Annotated in this window: 30 protein-coding genes; 22 read left to right on the top strand and 8 right to left on the bottom strand. The window is 64.3% G+C overall.

Annotation, left to right across the window (positions count from 1 at the left end; genetic code table 11):
* The first annotated feature begins 19 nt into the window (after positions 1-19).
* From J1M86_RS05945 to J1M86_RS05935, 3 genes are read left to right on the top strand one after another with little or no spacing between them, the layout of a single operon-like run.
* Entirely contained in the window at positions 20-649 is a 630-nt protein-coding gene (locus J1M86_RS05945; RefSeq protein WP_206509201.1) for a DUF6636 domain-containing protein, read from the top strand.
* The gene (locus tag J1M86_RS05940) at positions 643-1320 is read left to right on the top strand and encodes an RNA methyltransferase (protein ID WP_075838423.1); all 678 of its coding nucleotides are present in this window, start codon (positions 643-645) and stop codon (positions 1318-1320) included. The genes J1M86_RS05945 and J1M86_RS05940 overlap by 7 nt, the downstream gene beginning before the upstream one ends.
* A 40-nt stretch (positions 1321-1360) precedes the next feature.
* The gene (locus J1M86_RS05935) at positions 1361-2476 is read left to right on the top strand and encodes a glycoside hydrolase family 76 protein (RefSeq protein ID WP_075838385.1); all 1116 of its coding nucleotides are present in this window, start codon (positions 1361-1363) and stop codon (positions 2474-2476) included.
* 2 nt (positions 2477-2478) lie between these two features.
* Here J1M86_RS05935 and J1M86_RS05930 read toward each other — a convergent pair whose 3' ends face one another.
* Both J1M86_RS05930 and J1M86_RS05925 read right to left on the bottom strand, forming a co-directional pair.
* The gene (locus J1M86_RS05930) at positions 2479-3129 is read right to left on the bottom strand and encodes a DedA family protein (protein WP_075838422.1); all 651 of its coding nucleotides are present in this window, start codon (positions 3127-3129) and stop codon (positions 2479-2481) included.
* Positions 3130-3160: 31 nt separating this feature from the next.
* Positions 3161-3889, bottom strand: a complete 729-nt coding sequence (locus J1M86_RS05925; protein ID WP_075838421.1) for a VTT domain-containing protein — start codon at positions 3887-3889, stop codon at positions 3161-3163.
* Positions 3890-4082: 193 nt separating this feature from the next.
* Here J1M86_RS05925 and fbaA point away from each other — a divergent pair, with 193 nt between their 5' ends.
* Complete coding sequence (gene fbaA / locus J1M86_RS05920; protein WP_206509200.1) at positions 4083-5123, top strand: class II fructose-bisphosphate aldolase; 1041 nt, start codon at positions 4083-4085, stop codon at positions 5121-5123.
* Positions 5124-5192: 69 nt separating this feature from the next.
* On the opposite strand, the gene J1M86_RS05915 is transcribed toward fbaA, so the two are convergent.
* Positions 5193-5789 (bottom strand): hypothetical protein, encoded by a 597-nt coding sequence (locus J1M86_RS05915; protein WP_230555051.1) that lies wholly within the window; start codon positions 5787-5789, stop codon positions 5193-5195.
* Positions 5790-5923: 134 nt separating this feature from the next.
* On the opposite strand from J1M86_RS05915, the gene J1M86_RS05910 reads away from it, so the two are divergent.
* The 3 genes from J1M86_RS05910 to J1M86_RS05900 all read left to right on the top strand — a co-directional run bounded on the left by J1M86_RS05910 (position 5924) and on the right by J1M86_RS05900 (position 8489).
* Entirely contained in the window at positions 5924-6340 is a 417-nt protein-coding gene (locus J1M86_RS05910; protein WP_075838420.1) for a DUF3151 domain-containing protein, read from the top strand.
* A 52-nt stretch (positions 6341-6392) separates the two neighbouring features.
* Positions 6393-7490 (top strand): aromatic acid exporter family protein, encoded by a 1098-nt coding sequence (locus J1M86_RS05905; RefSeq protein ID WP_206509198.1) that lies wholly within the window; start codon positions 6393-6395, stop codon positions 7488-7490.
* A 72-nt stretch (positions 7491-7562) separates the two neighbouring features.
* A complete protein-coding gene (locus J1M86_RS05900) occupies positions 7563-8489 on the top strand; it encodes a cation diffusion facilitator family transporter (RefSeq protein ID WP_075838384.1) in 927 nt (308 codons plus the stop codon).
* Here the strand turns inward: J1M86_RS05900 and J1M86_RS05895 are convergent.
* The 3 genes from J1M86_RS05895 to J1M86_RS05885 form a co-directional block, all read right to left on the bottom strand.
* A complete protein-coding gene (locus tag J1M86_RS05895) occupies positions 8479-9468 on the bottom strand; it encodes a GGDEF domain-containing protein (protein WP_206509197.1) in 990 nt (329 codons plus the stop codon). The two genes, J1M86_RS05900 and J1M86_RS05895, sit on opposite strands and share 11 nt — an antisense overlap.
* A gap of 63 nt (positions 9469-9531) precedes the next feature.
* Entirely contained in the window at positions 9532-9999 is a 468-nt protein-coding gene (locus J1M86_RS05890; RefSeq protein WP_206509196.1) for a pyridoxamine 5'-phosphate oxidase family protein, read from the bottom strand.
* Between the two features lie 21 nt (positions 10000-10020).
* Positions 10021-10686, bottom strand: a complete 666-nt coding sequence (locus J1M86_RS05885; protein WP_206509195.1) for a hypothetical protein — start codon at positions 10684-10686, stop codon at positions 10021-10023.
* Positions 10687-10884: 198 nt separating this feature from the next.
* Between J1M86_RS05885 and J1M86_RS05880 the strand changes: the two genes are divergently transcribed.
* From J1M86_RS05880 to J1M86_RS05820, 13 genes are all read left to right on the top strand, one after another.
* Positions 10885-12180: an adenylosuccinate synthase gene (locus tag J1M86_RS05880; protein ID WP_075838380.1), complete on the top strand. Its 1296-nt coding sequence runs from the start codon at positions 10885-10887 to the stop codon at positions 12178-12180.
* A 316-nt stretch (positions 12181-12496) separates the two neighbouring features.
* A complete protein-coding gene (locus J1M86_RS05875) occupies positions 12497-13069 on the top strand; it encodes an alternate-type signal peptide domain-containing protein (protein WP_206509194.1) in 573 nt (190 codons plus the stop codon).
* Between the two features lie 6 nt (positions 13070-13075).
* Positions 13076-13627, top strand: coding sequence for a hypothetical protein (locus J1M86_RS05870; RefSeq protein WP_075838379.1), 552 nt, complete (start codon positions 13076-13078; stop codon positions 13625-13627).
* The gene (locus J1M86_RS05865) at positions 13624-14223 is read left to right on the top strand and encodes a signal peptidase I (protein WP_206509193.1); all 600 of its coding nucleotides are present in this window, start codon (positions 13624-13626) and stop codon (positions 14221-14223) included. The genes J1M86_RS05870 and J1M86_RS05865 overlap by 4 nt, the downstream gene beginning before the upstream one ends.
* Entirely contained in the window at positions 14220-14726 is a 507-nt protein-coding gene (locus J1M86_RS05860; protein ID WP_206509192.1) for a hypothetical protein, read from the top strand. Before J1M86_RS05865 ends, J1M86_RS05860 begins: the two co-directional genes overlap by 4 nt.
* Positions 14726-15343: a SipW-dependent-type signal peptide-containing protein gene (locus J1M86_RS05855; protein WP_241259686.1), complete on the top strand. Its 618-nt coding sequence runs from the start codon at positions 14726-14728 to the stop codon at positions 15341-15343. The genes J1M86_RS05860 and J1M86_RS05855 overlap by 1 nt, the downstream gene beginning before the upstream one ends.
* 2 nt (positions 15344-15345) lie before the next feature.
* Positions 15346-16968 (top strand): signal peptidase I, encoded by a 1623-nt coding sequence (locus J1M86_RS05850; RefSeq protein ID WP_206509191.1) that lies wholly within the window; start codon positions 15346-15348, stop codon positions 16966-16968.
* A 93-nt stretch (positions 16969-17061) separates the two neighbouring features.
* A complete protein-coding gene (locus tag J1M86_RS05845; RefSeq protein ID WP_206509190.1) occupies positions 17062-17472 on the top strand; it encodes an LGFP repeat-containing protein in 411 nt (136 codons plus the stop codon).
* 244 nt (positions 17473-17716) lie between these two features.
* Positions 17717-18349, top strand: a complete 633-nt coding sequence (locus tag J1M86_RS05840; RefSeq protein ID WP_206509189.1) for a SipW-dependent-type signal peptide-containing protein — start codon at positions 17717-17719, stop codon at positions 18347-18349.
* A gap of 3 nt (positions 18350-18352) precedes the next feature.
* Complete coding sequence (locus tag J1M86_RS05835) at positions 18353-18985, top strand: hypothetical protein (RefSeq protein WP_206509188.1); 633 nt, start codon at positions 18353-18355, stop codon at positions 18983-18985.
* Positions 18986-19001: 16 nt separating this feature from the next.
* On the top strand, positions 19002-19562 hold the full coding sequence (locus J1M86_RS05830; RefSeq protein WP_241259685.1) for a signal peptidase I: 561 nt from the start codon (positions 19002-19004) through the stop codon (positions 19560-19562).
* Positions 19559-20962, top strand: coding sequence for a hypothetical protein (locus J1M86_RS05825; RefSeq protein ID WP_206509187.1), 1404 nt, complete (start codon positions 19559-19561; stop codon positions 20960-20962). Before J1M86_RS05830 ends, J1M86_RS05825 begins: the two co-directional genes overlap by 4 nt.
* 170 nt (positions 20963-21132) lie before the next feature.
* Positions 21133-22611 carry a PLP-dependent aminotransferase family protein gene (locus J1M86_RS05820; protein ID WP_075838418.1) on the top strand — a complete coding sequence of 493 codons (1479 nt, stop codon included), beginning with the start codon at positions 21133-21135 and terminating at the stop codon, positions 22609-22611.
* Between the two features lie 61 nt (positions 22612-22672).
* Here the strand turns inward: J1M86_RS05820 and J1M86_RS05815 are convergent, their stop codons facing one another.
* Positions 22673-23749, bottom strand: coding sequence for a CaiB/BaiF CoA-transferase family protein (locus J1M86_RS05815; protein ID WP_206509186.1), 1077 nt, complete (start codon positions 23747-23749; stop codon positions 22673-22675).
* A gap of 102 nt (positions 23750-23851) precedes the next feature.
* On the opposite strand from J1M86_RS05815, the gene purT reads away from it, so the two are divergent.
* Both purT and J1M86_RS05805 read left to right on the top strand, forming a co-directional pair.
* Positions 23852-25051 carry a formate-dependent phosphoribosylglycinamide formyltransferase gene (gene purT / locus J1M86_RS05810; protein ID WP_269418338.1) on the top strand — a complete coding sequence of 400 codons (1200 nt, stop codon included), beginning with the start codon at positions 23852-23854 and terminating at the stop codon, positions 25049-25051.
* Entirely contained in the window at positions 25048-25536 is a 489-nt protein-coding gene (locus tag J1M86_RS05805; protein ID WP_206509184.1) for a DUF456 domain-containing protein, read from the top strand. Before purT ends, J1M86_RS05805 begins: the two co-directional genes overlap by 4 nt.
* Here the strand turns inward: J1M86_RS05805 and J1M86_RS05800 are convergent.
* Entirely contained in the window at positions 25529-26263 is a 735-nt protein-coding gene (locus J1M86_RS05800) for an amidohydrolase (RefSeq protein ID WP_206509183.1), read from the bottom strand. The two genes, J1M86_RS05805 and J1M86_RS05800, sit on opposite strands and share 8 nt — an antisense overlap.
* Between the last annotated feature and the right edge of the window lie 23 nt (positions 26264-26286).

Raw genomic sequence — 26286 nt, 5'->3', positions numbered from 1 at the left:
GGAAGTGGGGGTCGGGTTCGTGAATGTGAAGTCGAACAATGTTGTGCTGGTGGCGTCGGCGGTGGCGGCGGTGGCTCTCCTCGCGGGCTGCGGGGGTGAGTCGGGGGCGAATGTCTCCGCCGCCGCTGCCGCGCCGCAGTCGACCACCAGCATGACGACGACTACCCTTGCGCCGCCGCCGTCGATACCGGCGCCAGTTCTCACCACCGAGGACGTGCCGCCGCCCCTGCCGCAGGCGACCGAACCCGAGGTCGTCCCGGCGCCGCAGACCACATATGCCGCGCTGGACGCCGCGCACTACTTCAGTTCGCCCGACGGACGATTCCAATGTGGGATCGTGACGCTGGCCAGCCGAACCGAGGCTGGGTGCCAGGGAGTCACGACGCCGGTGCCGCCGCGCCCAGAGGAGTGCATGATCAACTGGGGCAACGGCATCCGCGTCACCAACAACGATGCCGCGCAGTTCATGTGCGCCGGAGGTGCGGTGTACACCTCCGGCGGCGACACCATCGATCCTCCGCTCGGGGTGGGCCAGCAGATTCAGGCCGACGGTTACACGTGCAAATCGACACCCGACGGAATAGCCTGCGCCAACGACTCGACCGGCCACGGTTTCCGGATCGCCCCGGACAGCAACGAGACATTTTGAGCGACGAGGCCGATAGCGCTGCGGGTCCGACGGAGTGGGGTGAGAATCCAAACGGCGTCGGCCCGTGGAGTGAGATGTTCGACGCGCCACGACCGACCGGACCGCAGTACGATCCCGAGCTGCTCGACGGCGGAGACCGTCGCAATGTGGTGGACGCCTATCGGTACTGGACCAGGGAAGCGATCGTTGCAGACATCGATACCCGCCGCCATCCGTTGCACGTGGCGATCGAGAACTTCGCCAACGACGCCAACATCGGCACCGTTGTCCGCACGGCCAACGCCTTTGCCGCGCAGGCAGTTCACATCGTCGGGCGAAAGAGATGGAACCGCCGAGGCGCGATGGTGACCGATCGGTACCAGCACATTCACCATCACGAATCCGTCGCCGACCTCCTCGACTACGCGAGCAGCGAGAACTTGACGGTCGTCGCCGTCGACAACACGCCCGGGTCGGTCCCCATCGAGACCGCCGTGCTGCCGCGGCGCTGCCTGCTGCTGTTCGGGCAGGAGGGACCGGGAGTCACCGAGGCCGCGCGGGCGGGCGCGTCGATGACTGTGTCCATCGCGCAATTCGGCTCGACCCGGAGCATCAATGCGGGGGTGGCCGCGGGAATCGCCATGCACTCGTGGGTTCGTCGCCATGCAGACATCTCCCAGGCCTGGAACTGACGGCAAGAGGTGTCGGAGCGAGATGGCAGTATCTGAAGACATGTCTCAGGTGTGGGCGCAGCGAGCGGATGCTGCGGAGGGAGCTGTCATGGCCCGTCATGTGCGCCGCTTGGTTGGCCTTCCCGGCACCGCCCTCGGCGTTGTGGCGTGGCCGCCGGTGCGTCGTGAACGGTTGTTTTTCCGGTGGCACTACTGGTGGCAAGCCCATCTCCTCGACTGCGCCGTCGACGCCGCCGAACGTGAACCGACCGCGAAGCGGCGACGGAGACTGGCCAAGATTTCACGCTCGCATCGCATTCGGAACATCACTGGGTGGACCAACAACTATTACGACGACATGGCCTGGCTCGGACTGGCGCTCGAACGTGCGCAACGCCTCCATTCACTCGATCACCGAAACGCTCTCCAAAGCATCGAGACCGAGCTGGTCGATGCCTGGGTGCCCAAGGCGGGCGGCGGAATTCCATGGCGCAAGGGCGATGACTTCTTCAATGCTCCCGCCAACGGTCCGGCTGCGATCCTGCTCGCCCGCACCGGACGTCTCTGGCGTGCGCAGGCCATGGCCGACTGGATCGACTCGACACTCGCGGATCCTGGAAGCGGGTTGATTCTCGACGGCATCCGGGGACGCTCAGGGGTGCTCGATCGCGCCGTGTACACCTACTGCCAGGGTGTCGTTCTGGGCCTCGAGACCGAACTCGCGGTGCACCTCGGCGACGTGCGGCACAACAAACGGGTCCACGCGCTCGTCGCCACCGTCGAGGCACGCTTGACCCGCGACCTCGTCGTCGTCGGGGGAGGCGGCGGTGACGGTGGTCTGTTCAATGGCATTCTTGCCCGCTATCTGGCGTTGGTGGCAACGACTCTCCCCGGCGACTCCGACGAGGACCGCGAGGCGCGCGAGATGGCTGCGTCGATCGTTCTCGCGTCCGCCGGAGCAGCTTGGCACAACCGCCTCGAAGTGGAGGATCATCCACTATTCGGTGCAGCGTGGGAGTCGCAGGCACGTCTACCCGGTCCGAGCCACAGTGTCGCCGCCTTCAGCGGTGGCACCGTTCGGTCCTCGGCAGTACCCGAGCGGGACCTATCGGTGCAGCTCGGTGGCTGGATGCTGATGGAGGCTGCCTGGTCCGTATCGAACGCGAGATCGAGGTAGGGCTATTCGAGGACTTCCTCGACCTCGATGACCTCGACAGGTCTGGCCATTTCTTTGCGGTACTGCCAGATTCCGGCGCCCGTACCGCCGACGAGGAGCACCACCATCGCGACGAGGACTGCCGGTAGCAGCCACGGCACCCTCTCGAGGAAGCTGCCGAAGTAAAACCCGGCCAGCAGCAGCACCGGCGCCCAGATGACGGCACCGAGTGTGCTGGCGATGGTGTAGCGGCGGTGGTTCATCTTCGCGGCGCCCGCAACGAGTGGGCACAGCGTGCGTACCCACGGAATCCAGCGCGCCACCAACACGGCCCAGAAACCGTACTTCTCGAGCAGCACATTCACCTTGTGCAGATTCGCGGTGTTGAGATACTTGCCGTTCTTGCGCGCAATGAGGGTCGACCCTGTGCGTTGCCCGATGACGTAGCCGACCTGATTGCCCGCAATTGCCGCAACCATTGCCCCTACCGACAGCGCCCAGATGTGGCCGGTGCCCGACGAGTGCGTGGCCATGACGATCCCCGCGGTGAGCAGCATGGAGTCGCCTGGCAGGAAAAGACCGATGATGACGGCGCATTCGATGAAGACGAACGTGACCACCACGAGCCACACAACCAATGGTCCAGCGGTCTGAAAGGGCCCGAATTGGCCCATCGAATGAATCACTGTTGCCGACTCTCGGGAATCAGGGGGTTTGATCCTGCTGTGCGTCGATGGCGTCAGTCGCCTCCGACAGCGGAGTCGTGCGGGCTTTGATCATGCGTTTTCCCACCTCGACGGCGATAGGAAGCACCGACAGCAGAACGATGCCGATGAAGATGTAGTCGACGTTGTCGCGGATGAATTGAATCTGGCCGAGCATGTAGCCCAGCATCGTCACGCCCGCTCCCCAGAGGACTCCACCGACGACATTGTAGGTGAGGAAGATCGAGTACTTCATCTTCGATGCGCCAGCGACGACGGGTGCGAAGGTACGAACTATGGGCACGAATCTCGCCAGCACGATCGTGATCGGGCCGTGCTTTTCGAAGAAGGCGTGGGATTCGTCTATGTATTTCTTCTTGAAGAAGCGTGCATCGTTCGACTTGAAGAGGGCGGCGCCGCCCTTGGTGCCGATGAAATACCCGACCTGATCACCGAGGATCGCCGCTATCGGAATCGTGATCAGTAGCACGCCGATGGGCGCGAACGGCGGAATCTCTTCAGACTTGGAGGCTGCGATGAGGCCGGCCGTGAACAGTAGTGAGTCGCCCGGGAGAAGTGGAAAGAGCAGCCCCGACTCGATGAAGACAACCAGCAGCAGCCCGACCAGCACCCAGGTGCCGAACGAGTTGAGCAAGTTCACCGGATCGAGAAACCCGGGCAGCAAAGCCAGGTTTGTCGTCACGGGGTCGGATGCGGCAAGGAGACTCACGGCGCCCACACTACCGCCCAATCCTGGGACAACCCGAACAGGAGACGTCCAAACTGGGGCGAGCGAATGGCCGATTTGTCACAGTCTGTCGCAATTGGGGGACGGGGAACCCCACGGGTACCGGCGACACGTAGCGCGATGGCTTGCCATACTGCTCTGGACAAACAAACGCTTCAGATGGAGGAATGCCGCCGTGCCGATCGCAACTCCCGAGGTCTACGCCGAGATGCTTGGCCGGGCCAAGGAACACAAATTCGCGTTCCCTGCTATCAACTGCGTTGGCTCGGAGTCCATCAACGCCGCCATCAAGGGCTTCGCCGACGCGAAGAGTGACGGCATCATTCAGTTCTCGACCGGCGGTGCCGAGTTCGGCTCCGGTCTGGGCATCAAGAGCATGGTGACGGGTGCGGTGGCGCTGGCCGAGTTCGCACACGTCGTCGCCGCCGAGTACGACGTCACGATCGCCCTGCACACCGACCATTGCCCCAAGGACAAGCTGGACACCTATGTACGTCCGCTTCTCGCGATCTCGCAGGCCCGCGTCGATGCAGGCCAGAATCCGCTTTTCCAGTCGCACATGTGGGACGGCTCTGCGGTACCGATCGACGAGAACCTCGAGATCGCCAAGGACCTGCTGGCCAAGGCTGCAGCGGCTCGGATCATCCTCGAGATCGAGATCGGTGTCGTCGGCGGCGAGGAGGACGGTGTCGAGGCGGAGATCAACGACAAGCTCTACACCTCCAACGAGGACTTCCTCAAGACCGTCGAGGCCCTGGGTGCAGGCGATGCCGGGTCGCGTTACCTGCTCGCGGCCACGTTCGGCAATGTGCACGGCGTCTACAAGCCGGGCAACGTCAAGCTCAAGCCGTCCGTGCTCGCCGACGGCCAGAAGGTCGCCAGCGAGAAGCTCGGGCTTGCTGCCGGATCCAAGCCGTTCGACTTCGTCTTCCACGGCGGATCGGGCTCGGCGAAGAGCGAGATCGAAGAAGCGCTCGAGTACGGCACTGTGAAGATGAATGTCGACACCGACACCCAGTACGCATTCAGTCGGCCGATCGCCGGGCACTTCTTCAGCAACTACGACGGCGTGCTCAAGATCGACGGCGAGGTGGGCAACAAGAAGGCCTACGACCCCCGCAGCTACCTCAAGAAGGCCGAGGCCGGGATGACGGCGCGTGTCATCGAGGCATGCAACGACCTGAAGTCGGCTGGACGCAGCGTTTCCGCAGGTTAGGCGCTACGCGCATGTGAGTGGAAATACATAGCGGGCTATGTATTTTCACTCACATGCGGCGGAGCCGCCTCAACAGACCTTCCACTCCTCATCGACCAACCGCAGGTCGAAGGTGCGCGGCGACTTCTCGCCTGGATTCGCCTCGGTATACGCCTCAACCTGGGCGATTGCGCTCTCGCCATTGATCTGCACGGCTTCCACTGCCTCGACGATCGGGATGTTTCCCTGCTCAACCGCAGCGCGATGGACCTCCGCGAAATCGGCGTCGGAAATTTCCCGGTAATAGGTTTGGAGATCCCCGCACGAAGACGTACGCAACGTCTCCAGATCCCCTGAGCTCAGCGCCTCGGTGAAGGACTCTATCGACGTCCTGATCTGATCCTGCGTCGTGTCCTCGGCGCGGTCGCCGGAAAGATAGACCAAGCCTGCGACACCCACGGCAGCGAAAACCATCAGAGCGGCGAGAACCCCGCCGAGCCAACGACGGCTGACCTTCCCCTGCTCGGGAGCGCCGACCCGCTGCGGTGACGCTGCTGAGGAGGCAGACTGCGAACGAGCTGCCTCGCCTCGCGCCGGAATGCGCTGGGGGCCGACGGGCTGCTTCGGCTTCGCCCCGCTGACAGGCTGTTTCGACGCCGAGTCCGGCTTGTCCTGCTTATCCGACACCCTTGTGCTCCCAACTGGACGAGACGTCCTGGTACAGCTCTGCGAAGCACCGAGCCTAACGGCAGGACCGAGGTCTCTCGTCGCACCCGTGCGTCGGTGTCGCGGCGCGCGGGCGACGGGGCACAATGGTCGACATGACATCTTTCGGAGACCTGCTCGGACCACAGCCGACGCTGCTGCCCGGTGACGAGGAAGCGGAGTCCGCGCTGCTGGATCACAAGGATCCAGCAGCGGTGGCTGCGGACTACCCGACTGCGTCCATTGCCTGGGCGTACTTGGCAGAGGCGGCGCTCGAGGCCGGTCGGACAATCACGGCGTACGCGTACGCCCGGACCGGATACCACCGGGGACTCGATCAGCTGCGTCGCAATGGATGGAAGGGATTCGGGCCGGTCCCGTACAGCCATGAGCCCAACCGAGGATTCCTCCGCTGCGTCGCCGTCCTCGCCAAAGCCGCGCGGGACATCGGGGAGAACGACGAGTACGCCCGATGCCTCGACCTCCTGGAAGACAGCGATCCCAAGGCTGCGGAAGCGCTCGGCCTCGGCTGATCGGTCTCTCGCGGAGGGGCTTCGCCCGACCGCCCGGCGTGGACGAGCACGTATGCGCGCCGGCCGCGCCCGTCTGCAACTGTCGTTGTTGCCGATCATTCAGTGTGCGCTCGCGGCCGGTGTCGCATGGTTCGTCGCCACCGATCTCGTCGGTCACGAGCGGCCGTTCTTCGCTCCGATTGCAGCGGTTGTCTCGCTCGGGGTGTCTCTGGGTGCCCGGACGCGTCGCTCGGCGGAGTTGGTGGCGGGCGTCACCGTGGGAATCGGCGTCGGCGACCTGATCATCTCCGCCATCGGCAGTGGGCCGTGGCAGATCGCGCTGGTCGTCGTGCTGGCGATGGCGACGGCGGTCTTTCTCGATGGTGGTCCGATCATCGCGATGCAGGCAGGTTCATCTGCTGTGCTCGTGGCAACGCTGATACCGCCGGGGGATTCGGGTGGCTTCGACCGCATGGTCGACGCTCTGATCGGCGGTCTCGTCGGGATCGCGATCGTCGCTCTGATCCCGACGCATCCGGTGTGGCGGGCTCGCAAGGACGCGGCGAACGTGATCGGAACGGCTTCGGAGGTGCTGCAGAAGGTCGCCGACGGGCTCGTCGCCAACGATCCCAAGCCGATCGAGGAGGCGCTGCGGAAAGCCCGTGCGACACAGTCCGATATCGACACGTTGCGGACCGATCTCAAGGGTGGCCACGAGATCGCCCGAATCTCGCCGTTGTACTGGGGTCACCGCAACCGCTTGGCGGGCTTGGCGAAGACTGCCGATCCCATCGACAACGCCATCCGAAATATCCGGGTACTCGCGCGTAGGTCGCTGACGCTGGTGCGTGACGACGAGATTCTCGATCCGCGATTGGTCGACGAAGTGGAGAAGCTGGCGCAGGCGATGGAGGTGCTGCGTCGCATGGTTCTCGCGGATCCGGGGGAGCAACCAGATGCGGCTGAGGCCGCCCGGGTGCTTCGGTCGGTAGCGTCCGGGGCCAAGGCGGAGTTGATCACCAACTCGGGGCTGTCGGCGACGGTGGTGCTCGCGCAGATTCGCTCCATCATCGTCGACCTGCTCCAGGTGGCGGGGTTGAAGAGGATCTCGGCGTTGGCGACGCTGCCGCCGACCGTCGAGAAGCCGAGTGTGGAACCGGACCTGTTCTGACCCCCTTCCATTGCACACATGCGCATGTACGCATATGGTGAAGCTCGGCATTCGACCGAACGAAGGGGAGTCATGGGCGCGGGGCACGGGCACAGTCATGGAATGACGGGTGCAGGCGGCGCGGCGCAGGCGTCGACCAAACGCATCCGCAACATGGTGATCGCGCTGGCGATACTCATCGCCTTCCTGGTGCTCGAAGCCACGGTGGCGTTGTGGATCAACTCGCTCGGCTTGCTTGCCGACGCCGGCCACATGCTCACCGACGTGCTCGGAATGTCGATGGGACTCATCGCGTTGCTGCTCGCCCGACGGGGGAGCGCCGCGGCTGCTCGCACGTTCGGATGGCATCGCGCCGAGGTGCTCACTGCCATCGCAAATGCCGTTCTGCTCCTCGGTATCGCGGCCTTCATCATGTACGAGGCGATCGACCGGATCGGCGACGCTCCGGACATCCCAGGTCTCGCGCTGATCCTCACCGCCACCGCGGGACTGCTCGCCAATCTCGTTGTCATCCTGCTCATTCGTGGCGACGCGAAGGACAGCATCGCAGTGCGCGGTGCTTACATGGAGGTGCTGGCCGACGCGGTCAGCAGCGTGGGAGTGCTCGTCGCCGGGATCGCGATGCTCGTTTTCGGCTGGACCTGGGCGGACATCGTCGTCGGCGTCCTGATCTCGCTGTGGGTCGTCCCCCGGGCGATCAAGCTCGCCGGATCGGCGCTGCGCATTCTCACGCAGGCCAGCCCTGATCATGTCGATGTCGAGGCTGTCCGCGCAGACCTCGCCGCCCTCCCCGGCGTGGTCGGTGTACACGACCTGCACATCTGGACGCTCACCACCGGAATGGACGTCGCGACAGTTCATCTCGAATGCGACGGAGCCGGCTCGGTACTGCTGGCACGGGCCAAGGCGGTGCTCGCCACCTACGGCCTCGATCACGCGACCGTTCAGGTGGAACCGACCGCTGAGGGGGCAACGTGCAGGGACGAGCTCACCTGGTGAATCGAGCGCGTTTGGCGCGGTACAGCTCCGCGTCCGCGCGGGCGAGGACATCGGAGATCGGCTCCTCGACGTCCGTCGACGTCGCCACCCCGATGCTCGCGTAGGGCAACGACGCGACGGTGGCGCGAACGAACTCGTCCACTTCCGCCGTCGACTGCTCGGTCAGAAGGGCGGCGAACTCGTCGCCGCCGACTCGTGCGATGACAGCGCCCTCTGGGGCCGATTGCGCCCAGGTCGCCGCCAACCCCACCAGCAACTCGTCCCCGGCGCGATGACCGTCGGTGTCGTTCACCGTCTTGAAATCGTCTACGTCGACGATCGCCACCGTCACCGGAACAGTCGACGCATCCTCACGTCGAGCGCGCAGGCCCGTGACCGCATCTGCGGTGGCGATCTCCCACCCGGCGCGGTTGAACACTCCTGTCAGCGGATCGGTGCACGACGCTGCGATCAGCGCTTTCGTGACGGTGCCGAACGTTTCCGCCGCTGCGAAGACAGCGACCGCGAAGATCAGGTAGGTGATCGGATAGACGGGCGCCGGTGACCGCAGCACCGCGAGCAGCACCAGCGCCACGAGGATCCCGACCAGGATGCGGGCATCGCGGTCGCGATGAAAGGCGCGGATGTACATCGCCAGAAACATCGCCGCGATCAGGCACGGGAATTGCGCTGCCGTGAGTACATGGAACGCCATCACAGCCGGCGTCGCCAGCATCGCTGCGGCCAACGCGACGCCGTGCCCGGCGGTCGTGCGGGGACGCATCCACAACATGAGGACACCGATGACACCCAGGCACAGCGCGATCACCCCGCCGGTGATGTCGGCAGTGACTCTGTCGCCGTGAGGCAGGACCGTCGCCACCACTCCTGCTCCGTACAGGAACGTCGTCGCACAAAGAAACTGCATCAGAAGCCGTGTTCTGAGCCCAGCGATACCGTGCACCGATCCCGGGTGCAGAACTTTGTCGAACAGGCGCATACGTTCACCCTTCCAGGGTTAGCCTTCCCTGTCCTCGCCAGGTCGGAGTGATCTTTCCGATGCTCACCTGGTGAAGGACTGCACCTGCGCCCCCGGCCGCCACAGTTCGATCTGCATGTGATCGTCGACGAGCGTCGTCAGCACGACTTCGGCGATGTCGAGATCGAACACGTGGTACGGGGTCAACTCGGGCGGAGCGGCGTCGAAAATCCGCTGTAGTTCGTCGGGATCGGTCAGCTCGACGGCAGTGCCGGAGAGCTTCGCGTCGCCGCCGTCCATGGTGTGGTGGCCAGGATTGCTGTGCAAGGCAAAGCGTGGATCGCGCTGCAGGTCAACGGCCTTGAGTGCGTTCGGCATCGAACCGAGCCGCAGCAGGCCGTTGTCGGTGAACTCCACCTCGGTACCGCTGACGCGGGGAGATCCATCCTTGCGAAGCGTTGCCAGCACGTGATGCTTGTGTGCTTTCAAGCGTGCAGCCACAGCCGCTGACATGGCGGGCGCCGCAGTAGCGAATTCTGTCCAGGTAGCCATGGAATCAGTATCGGCTTTCCTTCACCGGACCAGTAGCCATTCCCGATCGTGTCGGTAGAACGTCGACCGCTTGACCTCCCGATCGCCGGGAACTCCGTCGCGGACGAGGTGCGCGGCGACGGCGCCCAGTTGCATCGCCCGTCCTGCAGTCCATCGACGACCGAACAACGTGCGGCGTCCGGTCAGGCGCGCTTCGAGACCTGGCATCTCGGGCGTCGGCATCACCTCGACGCCCGTGGCGTTGCCACGGAACAACTGCGTGTCGTCCACGTACGCCTCGCCCTCGAGCGGCGCGCCGGAAGGGCCGTTCACGACGGCTCGGCCCACCACGGCCACACCCGCGTCGTCCCGAATGAGTGGTAGGGGTTTTGCGGTGCCGGTCATGGCGACTTTCGCGGCTCGTGAACCGGTCCCGGTCTTGTAGATGTGGCTTGCCGTGGTGGAGTGCTCGGGCACGAATGCGACCTCGATATGCAGGCGCTCGGTACGCATCAGGCGCGTCAGCAGTGCCGCGAGGGACGCGTCGTCACCCAGCACGATGACCCGCGGATCAGAGACGGTGCCGACGGTGGAGAACAGGGCATCGCATTCGTCGTTGGTCGGAACTGTGGAGGCGGGGGTGACCGGAACGTCCGTCAGTGAGATGGGTATCGGCGGGTTTCCGCATTGCAGGACGAACGGTGTCACTGGGCCGACCTCGGGTGCCGACTGCGTCGTTCATGCGTCTGTCTCACAGTGCTCCCCCATAGGTGCTTGCGGTCGTCACCACCGTAGCGCCATGACCGGTGCACTCTCCCCTCGGCTAGACTGACGCCCCGGCCTGCCTGAACGCCTGGCAGCAACCTGCGCCAGTTCATTGCACGAGAAGAAACACCAGGAGAGTACATGCCGGCGATAGTCCTGATCGGCGCCCAGTGGGGCGACGAGGGCAAAGGCAAAGCCACCGACTTGTTCGGGGAGCGACTGCAGTGGGTGGTTCGCTACCAGGGCGGCAACAACGCCGGCCACACGGTCGTACTTCCCAATGGAGACAAGTACGCACTGCACCTGATTCCTTCGGGCATCCTGACGCCCGGTGTGAAGAACGTCATCGGCAACGGTGTCGTCGTGGATCCGGGTGTGCTGCTGACCGAACTTGCGGGCCTCGAAGAACGTGATGTCGACACCTCGGGTCTGCTGCTCAGCGCCGATGCGCACCTGATCATGCCGTACCACGTAGCCATCGACAAGGTCACCGAGCGCTTCCTCGGGGCCAGGAAGATCGGCACCACCGGACGCGGTATCGGGCCTTGCTACCAGGACAAATTCGCTCGCGTGGGCGTCCGTGCCGCGGACGTGCTGGACGAGAAGATCCTGACTCAGAAGGTCGAGGCCGCTCTCGAGTTCAAGAACCAGGTGCTCTCCAAGATCTACAACCGCAAGGCCCTCGATCCGCAGCAGGTCGTCGACGAGGTGCTCGGCAATGCAGCCAAGTTCAAGCATCGCATCGCCGATACCCGGCTCGAGCTCAATCTCGCTCTCGAACGTGGCGAAACTGTGCTGCTGGAGGGCTCGCAGGGCACACTTCTCGACGTCGATCACGGCACGTATCCGTTCGTCACATCCTCGAACCCGACGGCAGGCGGTGCGGCTGTCGGTTCCGGTATCGGACCGAACAAGATCACGACGGTCCTCGGCATCCTCAAGGCCTACACGACGCGCGTCGGGTCGGGTCCGTTCCCGACGGAGCTGTTCGACAACTCCGGGGAGTATCTCGCCAAGCAGGGTGGTGAGGTCGGCGTGACGACCGGCCGCGCTCGTCGCACCGGATGGTTCGACGCCGTGATCGCCCGGTACGCGACCCGCGTCAACGGCATCACCGACTACTTCCTGACCAAGCTGGATGTGCTCTCGAGCCTCGACACCGTCCCGATCTGCGTGGCGTACGAGATCGACGGCGAGCGGCACGACGAAATGCCCATGACGCAGACCGGTTTTCATCACGCCAAACCCGTGTACGAAGAGATGCCCGGGTGGTGGGAGGACATCTCTGGCGCCCGCACCTTCGAAGATCTCCCACAGAACGCGCAGAACTACGTGCTGCGGCTCGAGGAGCTCGCGGGTGCCCACATATCGTGCATCGGCGTGGGCCCGGGACGCGACCAGACCATCGTGCGACGGGACATTCTCGGTCCCCAGTAGATAGCACAGCGTAGACAGCACAACGCCCCGAGGCTCGTATGCCTCGGGGCGTTGTGCTGCGTGGACCATCTCAGGGGCTGACTAGGGTCTTTTGGCACGTTACAGATGGCCAAAGGATGTCACTTTGGGTTGGTTAAAGTCCAGGTAAAAGAACTATTGGACTTTTACCCTGTTTTTGCTAACGGATTCCTTTCGCTTCCCGAAACAATGTGTGTCGCACTCAGTTGCGTTGGCCCACGAAAGCCACCCACTACCCGTCGGGTAGTTCACACCCGGCCCGGATATGCAGGGACGAATCCAAAGAGAAGAGATGCTCATGAACAAAGCAACCAAGGGCGCCGTCGCTGCAGGCGCGGCCGCGGTGCTACTACTCGGCGGATTGGGATCCCTCGCGCTGTGGCAGGACACCGAATCCGTCGGCGGCGGCGCGATCAATTCCGGCGAGCTGAACTTCGAGCCAACCGGTACGCCCGGCGTCTGGACCGATATTTCCGAGGGTGGATCGGTCGTTATCGGGGCCGACCCGTCCGGCTACCTGATCGTCCCCGGTGACATCCTGACCTACACCAACAGCTACACCGTCAACTCGGCGGGCGAGAATATCGAGGCCACAATCACGGCGGACTTCTCCCAGGTCACCGGCGACCCGGCTCTGGCTGCGGCGCTGAACACCACGGTGGCAGTCGACGGCGGTGCCGCCCTGCCGAACGGTTCTGCCCTGCCGAACGGTTCTGCGGTGGAGCTTCCGCTGACCTCGCCCACACAGACCATCGCGGTCACCGTCACCATCACGTTCGACCAGGCTACGACCGATCTGGTGGCGCAGAATGAGACCGTCAATTTGAATGCGTTCACCCTGACGCTCGACCAGGTTCGACCCACTCCGTAACTCGAAGTGGTAATCAGGCATGGTCGGTACTGGGCACTCGCAGCAGCGTCCGTCGTCGTGGTGGTCTACGGATCAGCACAGACGACGGGCGCGCTGTGGCGCGACGACGTAGCCGTCGCAGGCGGCACGCTCAACTCCGGCACGCTGGACATCAAGGTGGGTCCGGACGGCGCCGAGGTCGACGACTACGTGCTTGCGGCGCTCGGTTCGACGAACCTCGGCCCGAACGGCTCCTCGCAGGCCCCCCTATCGATCCGCAACGCGGGGGACGTTCCCTTCGACTATCGACTCCAGGGCTCGACGGTGACGGGTGCGGTGCCCCTCACCCTGACCGCCACCCTCGTGTCCACGGTGGGAGATTGTCCAGCAGTAGGTGCACCGACGGGCCCGGTGACCGTCCTTTACACCGGCAACGCGCAGGGCGCGCAGACCCTGGACACGAGAGCGCTTGCCCCCGGTGCCAACGAGGTGTGGTGCTTCCACGTCGCCGTTGGTGCCGATCCACCGCAGGACCAAACATCGACAGTGAGCTTTTCGTTCAGAGCGGACCAGGCATGAGCACCGACGACACCGACGTGATTCCCGTCGTCAAGGGTGACGAGGAGGACGAGCACACCGGTGCATGGTGGTGGATCAGTCGCATCGTGTCGTACACCCTGCTGGCTGCGATGCTGACCATTCTGGCAGCCACTGTCGTCATTCCGCGCGTGAGCGGTTCGACGCCCTACACCATTCTCACCAGTTCGATGAGGCCCACATATCCGCCCGGCACCCTGGTCGTCGTCAAACCAGCGGACCGCTCCGAGCTCACTGTCGGCACTCCCGTCACCTACCAGATTCGGTCCGGTGAACCCGAGGTCGTGACACACCGCATCGTCGCAACCCAATTCAGCGGCGATGGCATCACGACCTACATCACGCGCGGGGACAACAACGGGTCCGACGACGAGAACCCGGTTCGATACGGGCAGATCCGCGGGAAAGTCTGGTACTCGATTCCCTACCTGGGCTATGTCAACAACTGGCTCAACGGCGAACAACGTCGCATCACGGTCACCGTCATCGTCATCGGATTGGGCGCTTACGCGCTGTACATGTTCGTTGGCGCCGGCAACGACTACCGGAAGCAGCGTCGTGAGTCGCGGGCGCCATGAAGAGGAACACCGCAGTTCTTGTTATCGTCGCGCTCGTCGCGATCGTGACACTGGTACTCATCGGTGCCGGACCCTCGCGTCCGTCCCCGACCGTGAGCTTCAGCAGTGACGGTCTGACATGGTCTTCGAGTCTCCCGAATCCTTTGTTCGACAAAAGGATCAGGTGGGTGCCCGGCGACAGCCGAACCAGCACTTTCCACGTCTTCAACGAGACCGATCGAGGCGGGAACGTCCAGGTATTCGCCACGAGCTCGAACCCCGCCTTCGTCGAGGCTCTCGAGGTGACCATCGACCAGGCCCAGGTGAACGTTGCCTGCGCTTTCGTCGAGGTCCTGCCCCATGAGAAGAGGCGGATCGATACGACCGTCACCATGGCCGTGAACGCAGGCAACGACACTCAGAATTCCTCTGCGGATCTCGATTTCGTGGTGCAGTGGGACAACGAGAACGCGTGCTCGATCGGTGCCGGCCAGAACGACAATACGGAAGGAGTGCAGCCCTGATGGCGCGCCACAGTAGTGACGGTACGTTCGTGCCGAGGACAATGCTGCGCCGCATCGGGACCGCGCTCATCGGGGCCCGCGCCCGCGCCATCATGTCGATCGGCATCGTTCTCGGTCTCGGTGCTGTGGGAACGCTTGCCGCGTGGTCGGATACCTCCTCGGCAACCTCGGGCGCATTCACGACGGGGACAATCGACATCAAGGTGGGCGAGCCGGCGGTCGATAACAATCCGCCCATTTTCGCAACGACCTTGACCAAGACCGACATTCTTCCGGGCGAAACCGTGAGTGCACCCTTGCGGGTGACCAACAGTGGCACTGTGGGTTTCACCTACACGATCGCGGTTGCGACGAACAACGGCACACTCGGCGCCTTGCTGAACACCGCCGTGTATGCGGGTACTGCATGTACCGGAACTCCGCTCAGCACGATCACGGGCTTGACCGTCGCCACCCAGAATTTTCAATCCAACTCGGTTGCACTGTCCAGGCCGATCGGTGTCGGTGACCCGGCGGACAATCTTTGCTTCTCGGTGACCATGCCGAGCACCGCGACAGCCCCGGCGTCACCGATCACCGGAACAGTTACCTACTCACTCCTAGCGACGTCGGTGTAGTCATGTCGAACCACACATCTCCTACTGTCGCCCACACCAGGCACCGTCGTCGAAAGCTGGCGCGCGAAATCGCCCTCACCGCTGGGGCTCTCGCGGGTTTGCTCTGCGTGCTGATCGCCTTGGCGGCAATCATTTTCGGGATCACACCGCTCGTCTTCCGATCGGGATCGATGTCGCCGGCGATCGAGACCGGCGCCCTCGCCATCAGCAAGGAGACGCCCGCGACCGAGGTCGCGGTGGGCGACATAGTCAACGTCACCAACGCGTCAGGCGACGGGATCACCCACCGCGTCGTCGACATCGGCGCGGTCGGTACCGACAGTGTCCAGCTCATTCTCCAAGGCGACGCGAACACCGAAGCGGACGCCGAAACCTACATCGTCGACGAAGTCGGCCGCGTCGTGTTCAGCGTCCCGAAACTCGGATACGCGGTGACGTGGTTGAGCGGCCCGGTAGCCGTCTTCCTCGGTGGGGTGTTCGTCGGTGTCCTGATCATGATCGCCTGGCGACCCAGGGCTGACGAGGACCGAGACCGCGAGGACCGAGGTACGGACGAGCCTGGTGGGCGAGATTCCTCTGGTGGGCACAGCAAGGCCTCGCTCACGGCGATCCTCGCGATCGGGACGATCGGTGCACTGGGGCTCGCGGGGACCAACACGCCCACCACCCTGGCGGCATGGAACGACCCTGCGACCGCGACGAGCGGAACGTTCACCACTGGCCTGCCGCCGGTTCCGGTGCCGGGAGACCCGACGTGCGTGGACAGAGCGGGCACCCTCTTTGCGGGCGCCTATGTGACGATGTCGTGGGCGCCTCCGCCCGGAACGGGCTACACCTATCGATGGACGATCACTCGGCTCGGGACAAGCATGCCACCCCACACGGTGACGATTGCATCCGCTGATGTGCACAATGGAACCTGGTTCGAGACCCTGACCGGCACCTGGACCTTCACCGTACAAACGGTGTCCGGAACCTGGGTCTCGGCACCGAGCCGGGGTTTCACAGTGACGATGACCCTGACGACCTCGGTCTTCAACCTGTTTCCCGCCGCGCGTTGCGGAGCTCTGGCTCCTGCCTCGGCCCCGGTAGCGGCCCGACTCGCGCCGGAGGAACTGTCGAGCTCATCGACTACCTCGTCGACTACTTCATCGACTACCTCGTCGACGGCCACCGAGGCTCCGAGTAGCACACCAGCGCCATCGAGCACTTCGGCCGCACCCGCAACTACGACGGAGGTGCCAACGACCGAGCCATCCACGACTGAATCGCCTGCCGCACCGGCGCCGGAAGCGTTGCCTGACACGACAGAGGCCGCGCCTGCCGACTTGATCTCTCCGCAGACCTCACCCTCAGGGTCCTCGGTGGCGCAGGTCGTCGATGTCGGCGGTTCGCCGACCCTGCAAATCATCGACAGCGCGGGTGCCGTGCAGTACAGCGCTCCGATCACGTCGAGCCCGGAATACGGGTACGGCGTGGTGTGGGCCTCGGGGGACCAGCTCTGGCTCCTCGGGCCAGACCAGTTGGTGCGGCTGGACGAAGCAGGGTCGAGTTGGACGCGCACTGTCGTCGACGCTTCGGCGACCGACGAGATTCCGGCCGATATCGCGGCTTTGCTGAATTGAGGTCACGTTTGGGGCAATTATCATGAATTGTCGTGGCGGCAATCGCAGATTTGTGGACAATAGTGGTCACACAACGCGCCGAAAGGTCCTCCGATGACTGCTTCATACAACGGTCTCGAAGTATTCGGATATCAATTCGATCGCTTTGCTTACGAACATTCGTGGATCGGTGAGCAAGTCGGTGAATTCATGCTGGGTCCGGGTGGAGGCGGGATGCTCGAGTACCGTCGAGCCACAGTGTTCGCTCTACCGGACGGCGGCGCTCACGAGGTACACGGAGAGATCCTCGCCTGGTATCTAGGTCACGGTGGGCCGTACGGTGAGCTCGGCTATCCGATCAGCGACGAGAAGCCGACGCCCACCGGATACGGGCGTTACAACCTCTTCCAGCACGGCGCAATCGGGTGGATGCCCGAAAGTGGAGCATTCTTGATCGGACACGTCGCCGAGGGGGATGCCCCGGAAGGCGCCGCCGACGACTCTCGCCCCGTTTTGGTTGGTTGAAAAAATCCGCCGGTTCGGTATGTGACCTCATTGCGTAATTGATGTGTGCAAAATCTGCGTCGATCAGATCCCTTTCCTGCATTGACCTGATATCGGCAATCATGCAAGAAAAATTGCTTTAGTCATTTTGATAACGTTTTGGTGATTCTGGTTTGACCGGCGAAAAGTGCGCTTTACGCTCCGGTGGCCGGTTCGGTTGGCAACAGGTGCGACCGTGAATCATTCAAGCGAAAAGAGTCGGGCAATGACCGATCAACCACAGAATCTCAACAGACGACGCAAGGTTCGAGCTCTGCTCGCCGGAGGGCTGGTGCTCGGCATCGGAGCGGCCATCACTCTCGCCGCCTGGACCGACAATGTCTTCGGAAACTCCGACTTCGCTACGGGCGACGACGCCTGGAACATCCAGGCAGACTTCACACCTGCCGGGGTCGGAACATGGATCGAAGCCGATGTATCACCCGGTGAACCCTTCACCTTCCCCGCCACGAGACTGGACCTCACACCGGGAGACACCGTGTACGCGCCGGTTGCGCTTCGGCTCGAGCCCGGTCAGACGTTGGACGCCGCAGTCACGCTGAACGGCGCCACCGGTGGTACGACCGATCCGGCACTGACCGCAGCGTTGCGCTACACGGTGACCCAGGGCGGCACCTCGGCAGACTGCACCGCGGGAACGCCGGGTCCGACAGCACTTGTCACCGATGCGCTGCTCACCACAGGTAGCGTCGCCAACGCGATCACCCTCGACGCCGACGCGACACCGGTCGATCTGTGCTTCGCAGTGACGCTTCCAGCGGGCTCGCCGAACACATTGTCCGGACTCGCAACGGGTCAGGTCGTGTGGGAATTCGTCGGCACCTCGGTCACGCCTTAGCGCATGGCATCGGTACGCCAACGCCAGAGAAGGGCGCTGGCAGCGGGGGGAACCGTTCTCGGCATCGGAGCGGTACTCGTCGCTGCCGGCTGGACCGACACAGTGCTGGGCAGCACCGAATTCGCGACCGGTTCGCAGTTCGGAATCGAATCCAGCGTCGACGGCGGTTCCATGTGGTCCTCACACCCCATCGGGGCACCCAACCCGCTGGATTTTACGACAACAGCCACTGGAATGATCCCCGGGAGTGTAGTTTTCGCACCCGTCGAGTTGCGGACGGAGCCCGGATCGGCCGCAGCTTCGGTGACATTACAGGGCGCGACGTTCTCGGGATCTGGGGTCGGGAGTCTCTCCGTTGCGCTTCGGTACCGCGTGGTGCGCGAGTCCGCCAGCTGTGATGCTGCAGCGTTCACCGGCAGTCCGAACTACGTGGTGGGTAGCGGTGGACCGGTGTCGTTGGACACCTCCGCACCGGTCGCCTTCTCGCTGCCTGCAGGGGCCGGCCCCACCCTTGCCGGGCCGGCGGTGCCACTGTGCTTCGAGATCAGTCTTCCTGCAACGCAAGAGAATTGGACCGACGCGACTCTGCAGAGCAAATCGCTCGTCGCCAACTGGCCCTTCGAGGGCACGTCCTAGAACCGAGATGGGAACAATGACTCCCGAGACGAATCACACGAAGCAGCCGCGACGCTCCTGGTGGGGCATCGCGGGCGATGTCTTCCTCAACACACTCGCCGTCGGCGGGATCATCTGTATTGCCCTCGTCGCGTGCGCGTTCGTCTTCAACATCACGCTCATCATGTTCAAGACCGGCTCGATGTCGCCGGCGATTCCCGCGGGTTCGCTCGCCGTGGTGCGTGCTGTTCCGGCGGACTCCGTCGTGGTCGGCGATGTGGTCACCGTCGATCGCGAGGGAACGCTACCGGTGACCCATCGAGTCGTTGCGACGGAGTCGATCGAGGAATCCGGGATCACAGTGCTCGAGCTCAAGGGCGACGCCAACGCACAGGCGGACCCTGGTTTGTACCAGGTCGCCGAGGTGCGCAAGGTTCTGTGGTCGATGCCTGGTCTGGCGCGCGTGATCGTCTACTTCTCCAACCCCTACGTCCTGGGGCTGATCACGTTGTCCATGGCAGGTCTCGTGGTTGCGGTCTTCTGGCCACGCGAAGAGAAGGGAAGCGACAGCCTGGAAGAATCGCAGACGCGCTCATGAACCTCGATCGTCGGTGGCCGATCCTGATGCTGACGCTGCTGGTGTTCGCTGCACTGGTCCCCGGGCGACTCCTGGTGTCCGAGACCGAGGCCGCATGGACCGATTCCGAGTATGTCGCCGGCACCGTCGGTTCCGGTACGTGGGAGAACAGCGGCTATGCACGTTCGATATCGGGCCGGTTGTCCGGGGTCAGCGGCATCTCCATTGGGCTTCTGGGTAATCCGCTGCCCTGGAACGGCATGCAGTCTCTACGAAGCGACGCGAACATCGGCACCTCGCGGTCGACGAGTGCGGGCCCGTATCAGACTGGGAATCTGCTGGCGGTTAACGGCCTTGCATTCGAATCCTCGGCCACGGGACCACTGGCGCCGTCTGCACCGATCACCGGGTCGTCGTGTGCGCAATTTCTCTCGAGTGGAACTCCGGACCACTGCGCGCCGGTTAACCCTCTTTCTTCTGCCGAGTCGGCACTGACTGCTGCGCGCCTTCGTATCTCGATTCTGGGTGTGCTCGGTCTCGGAGCATTCAATGTGGACGTCATCACCGTGACCCCAGCTCGGCAACTGACTGCATCGGTCGTGTGTGATCCGATTGCCGGAACGAGTTCGGCGACTCCTCCAGCATCGGCAGATGGATTGGTGCAGATAGGAACCAGGACGTTCGCCGTGCCCGCTGCCGGTGGTGTCACGCCGATCTCGTTCACCGAGAACAATGGTCGGGCTCGCTTCGATCTGACCCTGTCTAGTTCCGTTTCCGCGGCCGGTGCACCCGAGGGCTTCTCCAAGCTGACGCTGAGTGGGACCGCAACTGCGTTGGGTCTGTTGGGACCGGTTTTGGAACTCGGCTTCACGTTGAACCTGGTATCGGCCGAATGCGGTCCAGGATCTCCCGCCGCGCTGCCTTTGGCCGCTGTCGTCTCCGCCAGGACATTCGACCAGCCGACGGAGGAAGAACTGACCGAAGCTCAGACGGCCGAGGTAGAGACGACTCCTGAGCCCACATCAACCACTGAACCCACATCAACGACCGAGCCCACAACAACGACCGAGCCCACAACAACCACTGAGCCCACAACAACCACTGAGCCCACATCAACGACCGAGCCCATCGAACCCCCACCGACCACCGACTCTCCACCCCCTACGACATTGTTCACTGGACCAGCCGAGGGAAATGTCGAGTCCATGACATTCGAGGATGGCCTCGTGTGCGCAGTGCCGGAGGACGCGGACTACGCGGGCACAATCGATCTCACGTGCAGTGACGGTTCGTCGATCAGCGCGACCGGTTCGGCACTGAGCCCGGATGCGGTTGCGGCTGCGACCGTCGACGGAGTGTGGATGCCCGTTCTGACGCCGGGTGGGATCGCTGAGCCGGTCTCGGTGGCGTCGCGGGGGTGAGTGTTTGCGGGTGAGTGCGTGCGGGAGTGCACACAAATCGACCTCGGAGGGCCGGATGTGCCTGTGCAGCCATACCTGTGTGCAACCAAGCACGGCGCTCCCGCAAAGCAAGTCCACTGAGTCGAAACTGGATTTGGTCAAGCGTGCCAGTGGTCCGGATAATGAAGTCCATGGCTACTCGGGTACTCAATGCGTCGTCGCTGGCACGCGATCTGGGACGCTGGCAGCCGGAGGTCGAGGATGCGTCCGGTCGGCGTCGAACGTCCAGGCCGACGTACCGAGCGCTCGCCGACGGGATTCGCCTGCTCATTCACGACGGTCGAATTCCGCTGGGGGTGGGCTTGCCGAGCGAGCGTGATCTGTCGGCGGCTCTGGATCTCAGCCGGACCACCATCACCTCCTCGTATGCGGTGCTGCGTGAAGAGGGCTATCTGATCAGCAAGCAGGGTGCACGGAGCACTGTCGCGCTGCCGACGAAGGCCGAAGCCAACCGGCCCGCCGTGCAATCGCGCAACACCAGTGGCCCGATCATCGACATGAGCCACGCCGCGATGGCCGCCCCCACCGAGGCGATGATGGCGGCGTACCAGTCTGCGATGCACGCGCTGCCGGCGTACCTGTCCAATCACGGCGTGGAACCCGTCGGCATCGCGGTGCTACGTGAAGCCGTCGCGCGACGCTTCGTCGAACGTGGCTTGCCGACGACGGCCGACCAGATCATGGTCACCTCCGGCGCCCAGCAGGCCCTGCGGCTGCTGCTCGGCACGCTCATCTCACCGGGCGATCGCGTTCTCATCGACCACCCGACGTACCCCAACGCGCTCGAGGCGCTCCGGCGGATCGGCGCGCGGCCGGTGCCGGTGCCGATCCGCCCGGTCGGCGACCCCTGGGATCTCGACGGAATCCGGAGCGCGGCACGGCAGACGGCATCGAAAGTTGCCTACATGATCCCCGACTTCCACAATCCCACCGGACGATGCCTCGACGACGGTGGACGCAGCGAACTGGCGAGGATCGCGCGGGAGACCTCGATGACGATGATCGTCGACGAGACCATGGTGGATCTGTGGCTCGACGCGCCGCCACCGCCCCCGGTCGCGTCGTACGGGCGAGTGTCCGGCACCGATATCGTGACTATCGGGTCGGCGTCCAAGTCGTACTGGGGTGGTCTGCGGATCGGCTGGATACGCGCCAATCCGGCGCTGATCAGCCGTCTTGCCGGTTCGCGAGCGGGGCACGATCTGGGAACCTCGGTGATGGATCAGCTTGCCGCAGGCTTCCTGCTCGAGGACGCCGACGCGATCCTCGACACCAGGCGCGACGAGCTACGTGAGCGCCGTGACGTACTGGAAAGCGCTTTGGCGCAGCATCTTCCGGACTGGACGTATCGTCGGTCGACCGGCGGCATGTCCTTGTGGCTGCAGCTTCCGGCTCCGGTGTCGAGCGCACTGGCCGCTACCGCACCGACGTTCGGGGCAGTGCTCGCCGCGGGTCCGCGCTTCGGCGTCGAAGGTGCTTTCGAGCGGTTTCTCCGTATGCCCTACACCCGAGAGCCCGCCGAGTTGACCGCGGCGGTCGCAGCGACGGCGGGTGCGTACCAGGCGCTCGCACCGAACACCGACGCCGAGCAACCCGCCCTGGTCTTCTGACGTTGTGAGTGGAAATGCATAGCCCGCTATGCATTTCCACTCACGTGCGGCGGAGCCGCCTCTAGCGCCAGAGCGACTCGGCGTCCGCTGCGGTCGACGGCGGTGCGGTGGGTGTTCCGTTGGCCGTACGCGAGAATCGCGGCGCCGGGCGGTGCTGGGTGACCCCGCCGACCTCGATGAGGGTGCCGCGCTCCTTCAGGTGCACCTGCTCGGGTGCCTCGGCGAAGGTCAGTACCGGCGAGACGCAGGCATCCGTGCCGTCGAAGATGGCCGCCCACTCGTCGCGCGTCTTGGTCTTGAACGTGGTGGTGAACAGCTCACGCATCTCGGGCCAGCGTTCGCGTTCGCCCTGGCCGGGAGTGGTTGCGGGGTCGAGTTCGAGGAGTCGGAGCAACTCGGCGAAGAACTGGGGTTCGAGTGCGCCGACCGCCATGTACTTGCCGTCGGCGCTTTCGTAGGTGTCGTAGTAGGGCCAGCCGGTGTCGAGCATGTTGACACCACGCTCGTCCGACCAGGCGCCGACGCCGCGCATGCCCCAGATCATGTGCGAGAGCGCCGCCGTGCCATCGACCATGGCGGCGTCCACTACCTGACCCTCACCGGAGGTCTGACGCTCGAACAGCGCGGCGAGGATGCCGAAGACAAGGAACATCGAACCGCCACCGAAGTCGCCGACCATGTTCAACGGGGGTACCGGTCGCTCGCCTTGGCGTCCGATGGCGTGCAGAACACCCGTCACCGAGATGTAGTTGATGTCGTGGCCCGCGGCCGACGCCCATGGCCCTTCCTGGCCCCAGCCGGTCATGCGCCCGTAGACGAGTCGTGGATTACGAGCCAGCGCGTCCCCGGGTCCGAGGCCGAGACGCTCGGTGACGCCGGGCCGGAATCCCTCGATGAGAACATCGGCGCGCTCGATGAGCCCGAGCACCTTCTCGATGTCCGTCGGGTCCTTCAGGTTGGCCTCGACGATGGTGCGGCTGCGCAGCTGCTGGTCGTGCGGAGAGATCTGACCGGCACGCTGAACGCGGACCACATCGGCGCCGAGATCGGCCAGCAGTAGCGCTGCGTGCGGACCGGGTCCGATGCCCGCTAGTTCGACGACGCGCAGTCCTGTCAGTGGTCCACCGCTACTAGACACGTTTCCTCGTTCCGGTCAGGCCGACTTCGATGAGATCGGGTTGTGAATCGAGGTTAACTTGCGGAGGGGAGCGGGCATGACGGGGGCATGGATAATGAGCGGGTGAGCGCAGCAACGGAACCAGCACGCATCGGTACACCACTGACCCCGGGGGCTACGCGAGTGATGCTGCTCGGCGCCGGCGAGTTGGGCAAGGAAGTGATAATCGCCTTCCAACGGCTCGGCGTCGAGGTGATCGCAGTCGATCGCTACGACAACGCCCCTGGCCACCAGGTCGCCCATCATGCGTTCACCATCGATATGAGCGACCCGGAGCAGCTTCTGGCGCTGATCGACGCGCAGCAACCCGATTTCGTCGTGCCGGAGATCGAGGCCATCGCCACCGACGCGCTCGCGGAGGTCGAGCAGAGGGGTCGGACCGTCGTCATTCCGACGGCGCGTGCGACGCAGTTGACGATGAACCGAGAGGGAATCCGACGGCTCGCCGCCGAAGAGTTGGGCCTACCCACGTCGCCGTATGCCTTCGCTGAATCGTTGATCGAGGTGGAGAACGCCCTCGGCGCCATCGGCTTCCCTGCCGTCATCAAGCCGGTGATGTCGTCCTCGGGCAAGGGTCAGTCGGTTGTCCGCGGCCCCGAGGACGTCTCCGCTGCGTGGGACTACGCGCTGACGGGTGGGCGTGTGGACCTGGGCCGCGTCATCGTCGAGGGGTTCGTCGACTTCGATTACGAGATAACACTTCTCACCGTTCGATCTGCCTCCGGGACCGAGTTCTGCGAGCCCGTCGGACACCGTCAGGAATCCGGGGACTATGTGGAATCGTGGCAGCCGCAACCGATGTCGGATGCCGCTCTCGCTGCCGCGCAGGCAGTCGCCGAGAAGATCACCACCGCACTCGGTGGCCGAGGGCTGTTCGGCGTCGAACTGTTCGTCAAAGGCGATGACGTCTACTTCTCCGAGGTCAGCCCACGCCCCCACGACACCGGTCTGGTCACGCTACGGACGCAACGCTTCTCGGAGTTCGAATTGCACGCCCGCGCCATCCTCGGTCTGCCAGTGGACACCACACTGATCTCGCCCGGAGCGTCCGCGGTGATCTACGGCGGACTCGACGCGGAAGGCATTGCCTACGAAGGCGTTGCCGACGCGCTGGCGGTACCGGAGACAGACCTACGGTTGTTCGGCAAGCCGACGAGCTTTGTGCGTCGACGGATGGGGGTGGCGGTGTCGACGGCGAAGGACATCGAGACCGCCCGCGCTCGCGCGACCGAGGCCGCGAGCAGAGTCCGTCCCGTCACGTGAGTGTGCTGGGCGAGGTTCTCGTCGCGCTGGCCATTCTTGTCGGCCTCGTCGGGATCGTGGTGCCGATCCTGCCCGGCACCATCCTCGTTCTCGGGGCGATCGGTGTGTGGGCGTTTCTCACCGGCGGCTCCGTCGCCTGGGGGACATTCGCGATCGCGGCCGTGCTGCTCGTGCTCAGCGGTGTCGTCAAGTACACCTGGCCGGGCCGTCGGATGAAGGACGCCGGAGTCCCGACGCGCTCCCTCGTCATCGGCGGGCTCGTCGGCATCGTCGGGTTCTTCGTGATTCCGATTATCGGGTTGTTCATCGGCTTCATCGGCGGCACGTACGTCGCCGAACTGCCCCGGCATCGCGCAAATCATGCTGCGGCGTGGCGGTCGACAGTGCACGCCACCAAGGCAGTCGGACTGTCGATCCTGGTGGAGTTACTCGGCGCGCTGCTGGCGAGTGGGGTGTGGCTGGGGGCCGCGCTCTTCCTCAGGTGACGCGATACCAGGCGCGGGCATTGCCGTCGAGCACTGCGGGCAGATCCCCGCCGACCGCTTCGGCGACCAGGTCGAGATCGGATTCCTGGAACGGACGGGGAGAGCGAGTACCGGGCAGGTCGGTTCCGAACATGAGCGCCGACGGATTGACCGCGTGAATGTGCTTCATGGTCGCGACGATGTCCATGTCCACCCGGCCGAAGCCGGAAGCTTTGACCCTCGCTCCGCGGTCGACCAGGTCGAGTAGGTAAGACAAGCCCTGCGAGGACATCCCGAGGTGATCGACGCTCACGGCGGGCAACCTGCACAGAATCGGTTCGAGCGAGAGCAGCATCGACGCCTCGACGTACAGTTCCGCGTGCCACCCGACCAGATCGTGCACTCGCCGGGCCAAGAAGGTGAGCATCTGCACGTCGGTGGCGCCGCGCATGAGATTGAGGCGGATCGCCCGGACACCCGCCTGGTCGAGGCCGATTATGTCCTCGTCGGATACTGCCGGATCGAGTTGCGTGACACCGACCCATCCGTGCCCCAAGGTCTGCAGTGCGGACAGGAGGAAGTCCTGGTCGGTGGTGTGGAAGGACGCGCTGATGATGGCCCCTCCGGTGATGCCGAGCCCATCGGTGTCGCGTTCGTAGTCGGCAATCGTGTACGGCTCCGGCTGGTATCCCTGGTTCTCCACGAGCGTGAACCTCGGATCGAGGATGTACCGATGGGCGTCGAACACGCCCACAGTTTGCCAGCTGCGCG

The organism is Rhodococcus sp. KRD197, assembly GCF_017168235.1.
Taxonomy (GTDB): Bacteria; Actinomycetota; Actinomycetes; order Mycobacteriales; family Mycobacteriaceae; genus Rhodococcoides.
This window is presented reverse-complemented; position numbering and strand designations above follow the sequence as displayed.